This window comes from Streptomyces sp. NPDC007875 (genome assembly GCF_042868035.1).
In the GTDB taxonomy this organism is placed as follows: Bacteria; Actinomycetota; Actinomycetes; order Streptomycetales; family Streptomycetaceae; genus Streptomyces; species Streptomyces antimycoticus.
Genome location: NZ_JBIADZ010000002.1, coordinates 512436 through 525481, shown reverse-complemented (window position 1 = coordinate 525481; position 13046 = coordinate 512436). Strand labels below are relative to the sequence as shown.

Here is a 13046-nt window from a genome sequence, read left to right as displayed (position 1 = left end):
AGTTCAACCGGGCACCTCTGTCGGCCAACTGCGCTGGCCAGCAACGCTTTTGGCCATGAACTCATTCACTGTGCGCATGGCGCGTTGGAGCGCTCGGCACCCCTGGCGGGCCATCGTCGGCTGGCTGGTGTTCGTGGTGCTGTGCCTGGGGGTCGGCAGTGCCGTCGGCACACACAGCGCGACCACGGCCGACTACCGGGTCGGCGAGGCCGGGCGGGCGGAGGCGATGGCCGTCGAGGGGGGCTTGGAGCGCAGGGCCGCCGAACAGGTGCTGATCTCTTCCCGGTCGGGACCCTTCGACCGGGACGCGGCCGAGGCCGCGGCCGGGGACCTGACCACCCGGATGAAGCGGCTGCCCGAGGTCGCGGGCGTCGCCGACCCGCTGCTGTCCGAGGATCGCCGGATCCTCATGGTCGAGGTGGCTCTGAAGGGCGAGGAGCGGGACGCCAAGGACAAGGTCGAGGCGCTGGTCGGACAGACCGACGCCGTGGGGCAGGCGTATCCGGGGCTGCGGCTGGAGGAGACCGGGAGCCCCTCCATCAGCAAGGGGGTCGACCAGCAGCGCGGTGACGACCTGGCGCTCTCCGAGAAGATCACGCTTCCCATCACTCTGCTCACCCTGTTGGTCGTCTTCGGATCCGTGACCATGGCGGGGGTGCCGCTGCTGCTCGCGCTGTCGTCCATCGCGGCGGCCGTCGGGCTTTCGATGGTGGCCTCACACGTTTCCCCCGACGCCGGGGTCGGCACGAACGTCATCCTGATGATCGGCCTCGCGGTCGGCGTCGACTACACGCTCTTCTACCTCAAGCGGGAGCGCGAGGAGCGCGCCCGCTCGGGCGGCCGGCTGAGCTCCGAAGCGCTGGTGGAAATGGCCGCGGCAACCTCCGGCCGGGCTGTCGTGATCTCCGGACTCGCGGTCGTGGCCTCCACCGCGACGCTGTATCTCGCCTCCGACGTCATCTTCTCCTCACTCGCCACCGGCACGATCGTGGTCGTCCTGGTCGCGGTGGCCAGTTCGCTGACGGTGCTGCCCGCGATGCTCGTCAAGCTCGGACAGCGGGAGGAGCGCAGGGCGCGGCGCCGTGCTGAGCGGGGGAAGCCCGTGCGCCGGACCCGGGGCGACAGCGGTGGCCGCGTATGGGCCGCTCTGCTGCGACCCGCGAGCCGGCATCCGCTGGCCACCCTGTGCGTCTCGGTTCTTGCCCTGCTCGCGCTCGTCACCCCGTTGGCCGGGTTGAAGATCACGGAGATGAGCCGGGACACCCACTCCCGCGACATCGCCGCCATGCGGGTGTACGACCGGCTCAACGCGGCGTTCCCGGAGCAACGGGTCACCCACCAGGTCGTCGTACGGGCCGACGCCGAGCGCTCCGGCGAGGTCGGCGGGGCGCTGCGCGAGCTGGCCCGGCGCGCCGACGCCGACCCGCTGTTCGCCGGCGCCTCACGCATCCGGACCTCCGCCGACCACCGGATCAGTGTGCTCGAGCTGAAGGTGCCGTACCTGGGCAACTCCGACCAGGCGTACGACTCCCTCGACCACCTGCGTGAGGACTCCCTGCCCGCCACCGTCGGCCGGGTCGAGGGGGCGGAGTTCGGAGTGAGCGGGGACGTCGCCCGGTACGCCGACTATCCCGCTCACCAGAACGGCAAACTCCCGCTGGTCCTCGGCGCGTTGTTGCTGGTGACCTTCGCGATGACGACGTACGCGTTCCGCTCGGTGGTGCTGGGCCTGATCGGTGTCGTACTGAATCTGCTGTCCGCGGCGGCGGCGCTCGGACTGCTCGTCCTGGTCTTCCAGGGGACCTGGGCCGAGGGGCTGTTGGACTTCCACTCCACGGGTTCGATCGGATCGCGTGTACCGCTGTTCCTCTTCGTGATCCTCTTCGGCCTCTCGATGGACTACCAGGTGTTCGTGGTGAGCCGGATCAGGGAGGCCGTCCTCGCCGGCGTGTCCACGCGGCAGGCCGTGCTCGAGGGAATCCGCAGGTCGGCGAGTGTGGTGACGAGTGCGGCTGTGGTGATGACGACCGTCTTCGTGAGTTTCGTCTTCCTGCACATCATCGAGATGAAGCAGATCGGCTTCGTCCTCGCGGCGGCCGTGCTGCTCGATGCCTTCATCGTCCGGATCATGGTCCTGCCGGCGGCGATGCTGCTGCTCGGTGAGGCGAGCTGGTGGCCCTCGCGGACGGCGGGGCGAACGGCGGCGGCGTCGGCTCACCCGGCCGACGGGCGACCGGTGGTCGACGTACGTTGATCGGTATGACCGCTCTCGCCAGCCCCTTGGCCGACGCCTTCTGGGCCACTTCGCTGCGCCGGTGGAACGCCGTGTGCTGGGTCCTGTTCGCCGCGATGGCCGTCGGGCTGGTGACGACGGCTCCGGCCGGGGGGAGCAAGTACCAGGCGATCGCGCTTCTGGGCTGCGTGGTGCTGTGCTACGCGGTGCTCGACCGCTTCCCGGGGAATCCTGTCGTACGTCCTCGGGGCTACCTCTCGGTGCTCGTGCTCGCGCTCGGCGGACTGGCCTACCTGGGCAGCAGCTATGCGGCGCTGTTCATGGTGACGCTGCCGCACTACTGGATGTTCGGGCGCACTCCGCGGGCCTCGATGGGGTTCCTCGGGCTGGCCACCGGTGCCACGCTGGCCGGGAGTCTGGTCCGGCAGGGCTGGTCGGCGGAGTTCTTCGGCGAGACGCTGATGTCCACCCTCATCGTGGTCGCGGTGGGCGTACTGATCGGCCTGTGGGCGCACTCGGTCGTCGCGCAGAGCAGTGAACGGGCGCGGCTGATCGAGGAGTTGGAGCGGACGCAGGCGCAGCTGTCCGAGGCTCACCAGCGACAGGGCGCGGCGGACGAACGGGAACGCATGGCACGCGACATCCACGACACGCTCGCGCAGGGCTTCGCGTCGATCATCGTGCTCGCGGAGGCGGCCCAGGCCGGCATTCACCACGATCCGGCGACCAGCGCCCAGCAACTGCGGTCGGCGGGCGACGGACGCGCGGCGCTCGATCTGGTCGAGCGGTACGACCCCGACGTGGCGCTGGTCGATTTGCGGATGCCCGTGCTCGACGGGGTGGCGACGACGGCCGAGATCGTCGCCCGGTATCCGCGTACGCGGGTGCTGATCCTGACGACGTACGACACCGACGCGGAGATCGAGCGCGGAGTGGAGGCCGGTGCCATCGGCTATCTGCTCAAGGACACCACCCGTGAGCAACTCGTCGACGCCATCCACGCGGCGGCGCGGGGCGAGACGGTGCTCGCTCCCCGGGTCGCCGAGAAGCTGGTCGCGCGGATGCGGCGGCCCGTTCAGGAGCCGCTGACCGACCGCGAGACCGAGGTCCTGGGCGCCGTGGCGGACGGTCTCACCAACGCCGAGATCGGACGGCGCCTCGTGATCGCCGAAGCCACGGTGAAGACGCATCTGCTGCGCCTGTTCGCCAAGCTCGATGTGAACGACCGGACGAGGGCGGTGGTGGTGGCCATGGAGCGGGGGCTTCTGCAACGGCCTTAGCGGCGTACGGGCCACTCGTGGTCGCCGGCCTTGTTCCCTCGCGGCCCCAGCGGCAGTGGGCCCCTCACCGCTCGTCGGGCGTTGCCTCGGAAATGCGCTTCCGGTAGTGGATCCGGTCGTACGCGCCGTCCTGGCGGCGCTCGGTCACCTCGTACCCGTACCTCGGGTAGATCTCCTGGTTCTCCCACATGTCGGCGTTGGTGTAGAGCCGGATCTCCGGGAGGCCGAGAGCGCGGGCGTGCAGGTCGGCGAAGGCGAGCAGGCGCCTGCCCAAGCCCTGTCGGTGCGCGTCCGGATGTACGGCGATGCTCTCCAGGACGAGATGGTCGGGCTCGGCCACCAAGACCAGTACCCCCACGACCGGGTCGCCGGTGACAAAGACGCGCCCCGCCGCGATGCCGGCCGCGTGGTCCGCGTCCATGGGCGCGGGGCGGAGGCCGATCCGGGCGACGTAGGGGCGGTATGCCGCGTCGGTGACGGCCCTTACCGCGTCAACGTCGGCTGCGGTCGCGGGGCGAATGCGGTCGTCCATGCCCCACAGTTTGGCGCACGGCTCAGCCCGGCTGGGCCTGGGTGCCTCGTCGGGTCTGGGCCACCCACTCCGGCGCCGGCGCAGCGTCGTCGTACGCGTCGTGCCAGTTCCACCATTCGTACGGCGGGGTTTGGGGGTAGTCCTTCGGCGAGTCCTCCCACTCCTCCTGCCGCCCGAGCGCCGTCATGTCGAGGTAGCTCCAGGTGCTCCCCAGCGCCTCGTCACCGCGGGCGTTGATGAAGTAGGTGCGAAATACGCGGTCGCCATCGCGGATGAACGCGTTCGTGCCGTGCCACTCGTCCACACCGAAGTCGGCGTCGAAGTCGTCGGTGATCGTGTACCAGGGCATCGTCCAGCCCATCCGCGCCTTCACCTGCTCGATCTCCGGCTGCGGCGCGCGCGAGGCGAAGACGAGGGTGGTATCGCGGGCGTTGAGATGAGCGAGGTTGCCCACGTGGTCGGCGACCATGGAGCAGCCGCGGCAGGCGTGGTCGGGCCAGCCGTAGACGACGGGCTCGAAGAAGGCGCGGTAGACGATCAGCTGACGACGCCCCCGGAACAGGTCGAGCAGACTCACCCGGCCCTCGGGACCCTCGAACGCGTACTCCTTCTCCACCGCCAGCCACGGCATCCGCCGACGCTTGGCGGCCAGTGCGTCACGGGCGCGGGTCAGCTGCTTCTCCTCCCCGAGCAGCTGCCGGCGCGCGGCCTCCCACTCCTGCGACGAGACGATCGGAGGTGTCTTCATCGTGACGTTCACCTTCCAGTTCCGTCCGAGCTCCTGCGCTGGGCCAGGGGAACGTGAGCCGGGCGCTGCTCAGCAGGCTCCCCGCGTCCACCCTCCAGGGTCAGCCGTCACCGGCGGGGGCGCACGCCGGTGCGCTGGAAATCAAACGTACGATCGATATCGGTCGGGTGCATGGCTCCGCCGCGTCTTCCGACGGACAGCCTCGGCGCTCATAGCAAAGCCCCAGGCCAGCGGCCCGGGGTTGCTTTGCTGTCCGTTGTTGTCGCTGTTGTCGAACCCTACGGCGGTGGGCCTGCCTACTTGCCGGTGCCGACGGGGTCCACCTTGATGGCGGAGTCGGAGCCGTCGGAGACGGGGACGTTGATGCTGACGGGCAGGGAGTGCGAGTGGGTCTCGTTGGGCGGGGTGACGACGAGCGTGGTGAAGGTCTCGCCGGAGCCACCGGAGGTGTTCGGCGGGTAGTGGAGCGTGAAGCGGGTCTCCTCGCCCGGCTTGACGCTCGTCTTCGGCGCCGCGAGGTCGCTGCGCTTGGCGCTCAGGGTGCCGTTCTTGCTCTTCAGGTCGACGCCGGGGAAGCCCTGGAGCGTGCAGGTCGCCGAGCCGGTGTTCTTGAGGTCGACGATCAGGGTGCCCTCACCCATGCCGTGGGTGCTGCGGAACGCGAGCTGCGAGGTCGCGCAGGCATCGGAACCGGCGTTGCCGCCCCCACCGGAGCCCGAAGAGCCCGAACCGGAGGAACCCGACGAACCCGAGTCGGAGGAACCCGAGGCGGAGGAGTCCGAACCGCCGGAGCTGGACGAGGCCGCGGAGGACGAGTCGCCGCTGGCGTCCGCATTGTCCTGGCACGCGGTCAGACCGAACGCGGCGACAGCGACGACCGCGGCGGCGGCGACCTTGCGAGCGTGACGAAGAGTGATGCGGTGCGGCATGAGTCCCTCAGTTGTCGTGAGCGTTGTCCCCGTCCCTCGGGGCCATGACAACAAGTCTGTCCGGCTCCGCTGACGATCAACTAACGTCCTGTTAACGGGCTGAAAACGCTGTGACCTCGCGCTTTGTCGTCCTGACCCCTATGGGGCGTTGTGCCCTCCGTGTGCGGTCCCGGGCACGTTGCCGACGGGCCCGGGTGACGGTTTCTTGATCGGGAGGGTGTCGCCGGCACCACCATGCATCCGCCGCCTGACCTCATCGATCCGAAGATCGTGGCGCGAGAGGCTCAGGGAGCACTCACCGCACTCACCCGGACCGGCACACGCCACACACCGCACAGGCCCGATGGCCTCAAGGAGCCCCCGTGTTCACTCGCCGCAGCAACTCCACCGCCCGCACCAGCACCTCCACCCCGTCGAAGCGGCGGTCGGCACGGTCCATGGTCGCCGCCATGGCGGTCCTCGGCAGCCTCGCCGTGGGGGGCCCGCTCGCGTACGCCGGGACGCAGGACGCGACACGCAAGGCCGCCGTGCACAACGACGCAACGGCCGCGTACGGCGACAACTACGAAACCTATGCGGCCGGACTGCAGCCCGTGCAGAAGGCCGCCGACAGCCTGGTGCGCGAGGACGGCTTCACCGCCGCGCTGGCCGCCGTCGACAACGGTGACGGGCAGGTCCGCGACTACACCGCCAGGGTCGGCGACCTCACGACGGGCGAGGACGTGCCGGTCAACGGGCGAGTACGCGCGGGCAGCAACACCAAGGCGTTCGTCTCGGCGGTCGTGCTCCAACTGGTCGGCGAGGGCAAGGTCAAGCTGGACGCCCCCATCGAGACCTATCTGCCCGGCCTGGTCCGCGGCGAGGGCATCGACGGCAACAAGATCACCGTCCGGCAGCTCCTCCAGCACACCTCCGGCCTCCCCGACTTCGTCCGCTTCATGGAGCCCAACGCCTTCACCGCCCGCAACACCTACACCGAAGCCCGCGAACTCCTGGACACCGCGCGGGCCCCACCCCAAGGGCTACGACACCGCCCAGGCCGGAGCCGAGCTCGCCGGCATCACCAAGCTGGACCCCTCCAAGGCCCGGGCCGCCGGACAGCTCCAGTCCGAACTCCCGAAGGTCATGCAGCACGTCATGGGCCTGGTGGACACGGCGGCCTGCAAGTAGCGCCACGGCCACGCGCCGGTCCGTCGCGTCCGTCCCGTGTCACCCCACAGAGCCCCGGGCCGACGGCCTGGGGCTCCCGCATGGCGGGCTCGCCACGGCGGGACCGCGCCCGGTGTGACAAAAACCCCGCGCCGTAGGCGCCCCGCGTCGTTAGGATCCGGCGCATGGCCACAGCCGACCACGCAGTTACCCATGTCCTTACGGGCTACCGGCCGAAGACCACCGCGGAATGCGTCGACCTCGAGCGGGTGCTCGGCGTTGTCGAGGCGGGCGCCCCCTGGGACCGGTCCAACCCCCTCCACATCACCGCATCCGCCCTGATCGTGCACCCCGACAGCGGCCGTGTGCTGCTGCGCTGGCACCAGCGCCACCAGTCGTGGCTGCTGGTCGGCGGGCATGGCGACCCGGGCGAGTACGACCCGCTCGACATCGCCCTGCGGGAGGGGCAGGAGGAGACGGGGCTGCTCGACCTGGCCCCGTGGCCGGACGCGGACGTACGGCATCTGGTGATCGTCCCGGTCCCCGCGAACAGCCGGGAGCCGGCGCATGAACACGCCGATGTGCGCTATGTGCTGGCCACCAGCGTTCCCGAGGCGGTACGGCCGGAGAACCCGGACGCGCCGCTGCGCTGGCTGACGCCGGACGAGGCGCGGATGGCGATCACCGAGGCCAATGTCCTGGACACGCTGTCCCGGGTGGAGCCCCTGCTCGCGCGCTGACCTCAAAGGCGCTGATCCCAAAGAGGACGACAGGGGCACGGCACATCGGTCAAGCGCCCTGTGTCGTGCCCGGCGGGGTGCTGAACGCCTGGGCTACGCCGAGGCTGTCCTCGTAGACGTGGTGCCGGGTGACGAGGCCGCCTTCGAGGGTGAGATGCAGGGCGAACCGCGCACGGTAGGCGCGTCCGGTGGCCCGGGCGGTCTGGCGGATCTCGCCCAGCACGACCGCGTCGTCACCGTCGACGAGGATGCGCTCGACCTCGGTGGCCGCCTGCTCGGGCACATGGTGGTGGGCCAGCTCCCGGAAGTGGGCGACCACGTCCGCGCGGGTGGAGCGGTGGCGAATCCACGGGGTGGCGGCGCGGCCGTGCTCGGCCTCCGGCCAGTCCAGCTTCCAGTCGCTGCGCTCGGCATACAGCTCGGCAATGCGCTCGGGGTCACCCTCACCGATGCGGCGCAGCAGTTCCGCCACCAGGGCGCGGGTGGTCGTGGGTGCGGCCAAGGACATGGTGATCCCTCCGATCGGAAACCTTGCGGGAAGCGATCACCATGCTGCCGGGGGCCGCGGCGCGGTGCGATTACGTCCCAGGTAATGCCCGCCGTGGAACGGGGTGCGGCCGACTGATGTGTCCAGGGAGGTCAAGCCCGGCTGGATCGATTCGACCCGGGTGGACGTGGCGGCCCGGGGCGGTGGCGGCCACCGTGGGACGGGTCGGCACAGCAGGCTGGAGTAGCGGAGGGAGGATCGACGATGGCCGGTTCCACAACGTTCGATCGCGGGGAGTGGCGGACCACGCTCGATCAGGTCACGGCCGAGCACGAGGGGGAACTCGCCACCATCGAGGTGCTGGACCCGTCGGTCGGGCATCAGTACGAGGCCGAGCGGCTGCCCTTCTCCTCCCTCAGCTACGACCCGAAGGACGACACGGTGATCGGTGCCGTCGGCGGGAAGTCGCCGCGGTATCCGGTGGTGCTGCGGCACATGGTGTGGCACCCCACCGAGGTCGATGTGGCTACGGAGGACATCCCGGAGGCGGCTGTCCGCGTCGTCGCGCCGGACGGCAGCACCACCTTGATCACCTTCTACCCGGAGGAGTCCGGGACGTAAGCGGTGAGGGGCGCTCCGCCGTCTCGTCTGGCGTACGTCAAGAGGGCGCCGCCTAGTGCCACAGGGAGATGGCCAGGCCCAGGCCGCCGAGGGCTATGGCAATCCGGAGCGGGGTTTCGGGCAGGCGGCGGACGACCAGGGGGCCGAGCCAGCTGCCGAGGAGTGCGCCGAGGCCGAGGGATACGGCGGCGGCCCAGTTCACGGGGGCGACGGCGACGTAGGCGACGGCCGCCGTCACATTGGCCGCGCCGGTCGCGATGTTCTTGACGGCGTTGGTGACCGGGAGGGGCTCCGTGGCGGAGAGCGAGAGCACCGCCAGCATCAGGACGCCCGAGGCCGCGCCGAAGTAGCCGCCGTACAGACCGACCAGCAGGACCGCGCAGGCGAGCGGGAGGGTGGGCCGGGCGGTGTGGGCGAGGGAGCGTGAGCGGGAGGCCACGAGTCGGCGGAGCGGATCGCGGACCAGGATCAGCACCGAGCCGAGGGCGATCAGCCACGGTACGACGGCCTCGAAGGCGGAGGACGGGGTTCCCAGCAGCAGGGCGGCCCCGACCGCGCCGCCCAGCGCCGCGATGACACCGAGCCGGAGGAGGCGGTCGCGCTGGCCGCGGAGTTCGGCGCGGGATCCCGCCGCGGTGCCGACGGTGTTGGAGAACAGGGCCACCGTGTTGGTCACATTGGCGGCCACCGGCGGCAGGCCCACCGCGAGCAGCGCCGGATAGCTGAACAGCGAGGCCAGCCCCGCGATCGAACCGGCGAGCCCGGAGGCCACCCCGGCCGACACCAGCAGCGCCGCCGAGTCGATGCCCATCCGTTCCCCACCCCTGTGGCTGTGTCCTGCGCGTTGTGCGTGTGCGTTTGCGTATGCGCGTACGCGCTGGTGAACGGCGCTGTTCGCCACCTCTGCGACGCCGCTGTTCCTTCTCCACACCGGCAACGTCGCTTCATACTCCAGGGGTGCTGTCTCCTATGCAAGACAGCGTTCATGTACATGGACCGAGGGTCGCGTGGTCCTACCAGGTCAGGGCGTCCTGCGCAGTCGTCTGCCAGTACGTGACCTGGGCGGAGCTGTCGATGTAAACCGAGCCGCCGGGCAGTTCGACGCTCGCGGGGTCCTCGCTGCCGTCGACGAACACCTCGAGCGAGTTGACCTCGCTGCCCTCCGAACCCGAGCCGTCCCCCGCGGAGGTGGTGATGCCCGCATAGGCGCTCTCGCCCGGGGCGAGCACGACGACGGACTGCGGCTGACTGTCCTCGTTCACCGGGGTGGCGGACTGTGCGTCCTCGCCGAACTTCAGGCCGGGGTAACCGACCAGCTTGCAGTCCACGCCGGCCCCATTGGTCGTCTTGAGCAGCAGGTGGTTGATCGGGTTCTTGACCTTCTGGAGGGAGAAGGCCGTCTTGTTGACGTCGCAGTCGCCGATCGGCTCCTCCTCGGACCCCGCCCCGGCCTTCTGGGCCTGCGTCTTCGCGTCCTTCGCGTCCTTGGCGTCCTTGGCGTCCTTGGCGCCCGCGTTGCCCCCCTTGGCCGCCTTGTCCGCCGAGGCCGACGGGTTCGCCTTGCCCGCGTTGTCCGAACCTCCGTCTCCGCTACCGCCGCACGCCGCGGTCAGGCCGAGCGCGGCGACGGCCAGCATGGAGGCGGCGAGGGTACGGACGGTGCGTCCGCGGCGGTAAGCGGTGACGTTCATGGTGGTTCTCCCTCTGGGGCGGGTCGGTGGTCCGGCGGTGTTCCCCACCGGCCCTCGGTATGGCTATGAGCCTGCCGTGGTCCGCTGGCGTAAAGCTGCTGCCGCAACGCCGTTCCGCTAACGCCGTACTAACGCAACGGCGCGGTCCGCAACTCCAGTTGGCCGAACCGCCCGTTCGCCGGGCCGTCCATCTGTCCCTCCGTCGGCCGGCGCTCCGCTGGTAACCGTTCCGCCACGCCCTGGGCCACCTGGTCCGCCGGTGCTCCCGCCGACCTAATCTAGGAGTCCGGTACGGCCGTTCAAGACGCGGAGACAGCGCGGGAAAGGGGATCGGCGATGCCGCTGGCCACCGGGGATCCGGAATCCATAGGCGGCTATGCCCTGGTCGACCGGCTGGGGTCGGGCGGCATGGGCGTCGTCTATCTCGGGCGTTCGGCCTCGGGGCGGCAGGTCGCGCTCAAGCTGGTCCACGAGCAGTACGCGCAGGACGAGGAGTTCCGGACCCGTTTCCGGCAGGAGGTCGCGGCGGCGCGCCGGGTGAGCGGGGCGTTCACCGCCCCCGTCGTGGACGCCGATCCGGAGGCCGACCGGCCGTGGATGGCCACGCTGTACGTGCCGGGGCGCACCCTCTCCGAGGTCGTACGGAAGAACGGCCCCTTGGACGGGCACACCTTGCGGACGCTCGGCCTCGGGCTGGTCGAGGCGCTGCGCGAGATCCACCGGGCCGGGGTGGTGCACCGGGACCTGAAGCCGGCCAACATCCTGATGGCCGAGGACGGGCCGCGCGTCATCGACTTCGGCATCTCCCGCGCCGTCGACAGCCAGACGCTCACCGTCACCATCGGGCGGGTGCTCGGCACCCCGCCGTTCATGTCGCCGGAGCAGCTGCGCAGTCCGCGGGACGTCACAGCGGCGTCGGATGTGTTCTCGCTGGGGTCGCTGCTGGTGTTCGCGGCGCGGGGCAGCAGTCCCTTCGAGTCCGACAGCCCCTATCTGTCGGGCTACCAGGTGATGTACGAGCATCCGACGCTGGACGAGGTCCCGGCACCGCTGCGGGGCATCGCCGAACGCTGTCTGGCCAAGGAGCCGGAGGCCCGGCCGAAGCTGGACGAACTGCACCATATGCTGCGTGCGCTGCCGGACTTCCCCGCGGCGGAGCGCTTCGAAACGGCCGGTGGTCCCGGGGTGGCCGGTGGTCCCGGAGCGGCCGGTGGTCCCAGGGCGGATGGTGGTCCCGGAGCGGCCGCCGCTGGGCATCCTCCCGCCCCCTCGGCCCACGCTCCCGGGCCCCATCCGCAGCCCGATACCCAGCCCCCCGGCTCGCAGCCCCCCGGACCGGGCGGGACCGGACCGAGGCGCGGAGCCCGGCGGCGGCTCGTCGTCACCTCCGCCGGGGTGGCCCTGGCCGTCACCGGCCTGACCGTCGCGGCGGCGGTCTTCGCCCCGGACATGACGGAGTCGTCGGGCGATGCGTCCGCCGCCTCCGCCACCGCGCCGTCCCAAAAGCCCGCGTCACTCCCCGAGGGCTGGAAGCCGTGGCGGACGGATCTGCGGGTCGAGACCGAGGGGCCGCCCCTCGTCTACCAGCAATCCGGATGTGTCCCGGATAACGGCCGGACCCTGTACTGCGGCGGAAACGGGTTCACGATCGCCAAGGTCGACGCCGCCACCGGGCGCGTCCTGTGGCGCTGGGGCACCCGCCCCCAGGCGGCGCGCCCGATCGGGGTGCGGGACGGAATCGCCTACGCCTACCGGGCGTCGGAGGATGGCCACCGGTGGGTGGTGGCCCTGGACGCCGCCCCCAAGCGACAGCGGTGGCAGCAACGGATCAACGGCTCCGCGCCGGCGCGGCTGTTCCGCGGCGGGGTGCTGACGCTGTCGCCGGACGGCAGTCAGCTCGTCGCCTACGGGACGTCGGGTGAGCGGCTGTGGCAGTCACCGGCACCCCAGGGGAAGTACTGCGAGCCGACGGTGCTGGGCGGCGAACCATATGGCCTGTGCTCACCCGTGGCCTCCAACGGCCTGGCCGCCGAGGGCCCGTACGACCTGCTGCGGTTCGACGCCTCCGACGGCAAGCAGCACGAACTCACCGCCCTTCCGAAGAAGACGCTGACCATCGGCGCGGCCGCGGGCAAGCCGCTGTTCCTGATACCGCAGACCGCGAAGGAGGTGTACGACTCGGGGTACGAGCGCCCGTACACGTTCATGCTCCGGGTGGATCCGAGCACCGGCGAGACGAAGCGGATCCCGCTGCGCCGCCCCGTGCTGGGTGAGCCGACCCTGCTGCGCGGTGTCGTCTACTTCGTCCGTGCCAACGGCACGGTCACCGCGGTGTCGGCGGACAGCGGCCGGGAGCTGTGGCAGCGGTCGACGGAGACGGAGAGCCTGTCCGCACCCGTGCTGTCGAGGCGGTACGGGCAGCTGTACTTCTCCAACCGCTTCGGCCGGCTGCTGGCGCTGAACGTGGACGACGGCACGGAGGCGTGGCGCACGGCCGCGCTGGACAACCCCGGGACGGCGGCTCAGGACACGGAGCCGAGGGTGGTGCTCGTCCAGGACGCGATCGTGGGGACGGCCGGGGACACGGCATTCTCCGTGCGCCCGGACCGTCCCTCGGCGCGGCCCCCGTCCTGATC

The 13046-nt window shown here is 70.8% G+C and carries 12 protein-coding genes; 6 read left to right on the top strand and 6 right to left on the bottom strand.

What is annotated here, in order from left to right; translation table 11 throughout:
• Positions 1-55: 55 nt before the first annotated feature.
• Positions 56-2254, top strand: coding sequence for an MMPL family transporter (locus tag ACFYOY_RS06095; RefSeq protein ID WP_388585100.1), 2199 nt, complete (start codon positions 56-58; stop codon positions 2252-2254).
• Between the two features lie 5 nt (positions 2255-2259).
• Positions 2260-3513 (top strand): response regulator, encoded by a 1254-nt coding sequence (locus tag ACFYOY_RS06090; protein ID WP_388585097.1) that lies wholly within the window; start codon positions 2260-2262, stop codon positions 3511-3513.
• 64 nt (positions 3514-3577) lie between these two features.
• Here the strand turns inward: ACFYOY_RS06090 and ACFYOY_RS06085 are convergent, their stop codons facing one another.
• From ACFYOY_RS06085 to ACFYOY_RS06075, 3 genes are all read right to left on the bottom strand, one after another.
• Positions 3578-4045: a GNAT family N-acetyltransferase gene (locus tag ACFYOY_RS06085; RefSeq protein ID WP_388585094.1), complete on the bottom strand. Its 468-nt coding sequence runs from the start codon at positions 4043-4045 to the stop codon at positions 3578-3580.
• 22 nt (positions 4046-4067) lie between these two features.
• The gene (locus ACFYOY_RS06080; protein WP_351883394.1) at positions 4068-4793 is read right to left on the bottom strand and encodes a DUF899 domain-containing protein; all 726 of its coding nucleotides are present in this window, start codon (positions 4791-4793) and stop codon (positions 4068-4070) included.
• Positions 4794-5089: 296 nt separating this feature from the next.
• On the bottom strand, positions 5090-5722 hold the full coding sequence (locus tag ACFYOY_RS06075; RefSeq protein ID WP_351883396.1) for a DUF4232 domain-containing protein: 633 nt from the start codon (positions 5720-5722) through the stop codon (positions 5090-5092).
• A gap of 362 nt (positions 5723-6084) precedes the next feature.
• Here ACFYOY_RS06075 and ACFYOY_RS06070 point away from each other — a divergent pair, with 362 nt between their 5' ends.
• Together ACFYOY_RS06070 and ACFYOY_RS06065 are read left to right on the top strand one after the other, a co-directional pair.
• Complete coding sequence (locus tag ACFYOY_RS06070; protein WP_388585090.1) at positions 6085-7029, top strand: serine hydrolase; 945 nt, start codon at positions 6085-6087, stop codon at positions 7027-7029.
• A 27-nt stretch (positions 7030-7056) separates the two neighbouring features.
• On the top strand, positions 7057-7611 hold the full coding sequence (locus ACFYOY_RS06065; RefSeq protein WP_351883399.1) for an NUDIX domain-containing protein: 555 nt from the start codon (positions 7057-7059) through the stop codon (positions 7609-7611).
• A 49-nt stretch (positions 7612-7660) separates the two neighbouring features.
• On the opposite strand, the gene ACFYOY_RS06060 is transcribed toward ACFYOY_RS06065, so the two are convergent.
• Positions 7661-8119, bottom strand: coding sequence for a nuclear transport factor 2 family protein (locus ACFYOY_RS06060; RefSeq protein WP_351883401.1), 459 nt, complete (start codon positions 8117-8119; stop codon positions 7661-7663).
• Between the two features lie 243 nt (positions 8120-8362).
• On the opposite strand from ACFYOY_RS06060, the gene ACFYOY_RS06055 reads away from it, so the two are divergent.
• The gene (locus ACFYOY_RS06055) at positions 8363-8719 is read left to right on the top strand and encodes a DUF5335 family protein (RefSeq protein ID WP_211124537.1); all 357 of its coding nucleotides are present in this window, start codon (positions 8363-8365) and stop codon (positions 8717-8719) included.
• A gap of 52 nt (positions 8720-8771) precedes the next feature.
• On the opposite strand, the gene ACFYOY_RS06050 is transcribed toward ACFYOY_RS06055, so the two are convergent.
• Entirely contained in the window at positions 8772-9530 is a 759-nt protein-coding gene (locus ACFYOY_RS06050; RefSeq protein ID WP_351883403.1) for a sulfite exporter TauE/SafE family protein, read from the bottom strand.
• Positions 9531-9732: 202 nt separating this feature from the next.
• Positions 9733-10410: a DUF4232 domain-containing protein gene (locus ACFYOY_RS06045; protein WP_388585086.1), complete on the bottom strand. Its 678-nt coding sequence runs from the start codon at positions 10408-10410 to the stop codon at positions 9733-9735.
• A gap of 336 nt (positions 10411-10746) precedes the next feature.
• Here ACFYOY_RS06045 and ACFYOY_RS06040 point away from each other — a divergent pair, with 336 nt between their 5' ends.
• A complete protein-coding gene (locus ACFYOY_RS06040; RefSeq protein ID WP_388585084.1) occupies positions 10747-13044 on the top strand; it encodes a protein kinase in 2298 nt (765 codons plus the stop codon).
• The last annotated feature ends 2 nt before the right edge of the window (positions 13045-13046 follow it).

What these genes read in the sequence shown, in the direction of transcription:
- ACFYOY_RS06085 (WP_388585094.1), bottom strand. Translation starts at nt 4,045, where the DNA reads ATGGACGACCGCATTCGCCCCGCGACCGCAGCCGACGTTGACGCGGTA.
- ACFYOY_RS06040 (WP_388585084.1), top strand. Translation starts at nt 10,747, where the DNA reads ATGCCGCTGGCCACCGGGGATCCGGAATCCATAGGCGGCTATGCCCTG.
- ACFYOY_RS06060 (WP_351883401.1), bottom strand. Translation starts at nt 8,119, where the DNA reads ATGTCCTTGGCCGCACCCACGACCACCCGCGCCCTGGTGGCGGAACTG.
- ACFYOY_RS06055 (WP_211124537.1), top strand. Translation starts at nt 8,363, where the DNA reads ATGGCCGGTTCCACAACGTTCGATCGCGGGGAGTGGCGGACCACGCTC.
- ACFYOY_RS06095 (WP_388585100.1), top strand. Translation starts at nt 56, where the DNA reads ATGAACTCATTCACTGTGCGCATGGCGCGTTGGAGCGCTCGGCACCCC.
- ACFYOY_RS06080 (WP_351883394.1), bottom strand. Translation starts at nt 4,793, where the DNA reads ATGAAGACACCTCCGATCGTCTCGTCGCAGGAGTGGGAGGCCGCGCGC.
- ACFYOY_RS06065 (WP_351883399.1), top strand. Translation starts at nt 7,057, where the DNA reads ATGGCCACAGCCGACCACGCAGTTACCCATGTCCTTACGGGCTACCGG.
- ACFYOY_RS06090 (WP_388585097.1), top strand. Translation starts at nt 2,260, where the DNA reads ATGACCGCTCTCGCCAGCCCCTTGGCCGACGCCTTCTGGGCCACTTCG.
- ACFYOY_RS06075 (WP_351883396.1), bottom strand. Translation starts at nt 5,722, where the DNA reads ATGCCGCACCGCATCACTCTTCGTCACGCTCGCAAGGTCGCCGCCGCC.
- ACFYOY_RS06045 (WP_388585086.1), bottom strand. Translation starts at nt 10,410, where the DNA reads ATGAACGTCACCGCTTACCGCCGCGGACGCACCGTCCGTACCCTCGCC.
- ACFYOY_RS06050 (WP_351883403.1), bottom strand. Translation starts at nt 9,530, where the DNA reads ATGGGCATCGACTCGGCGGCGCTGCTGGTGTCGGCCGGGGTGGCCTCC.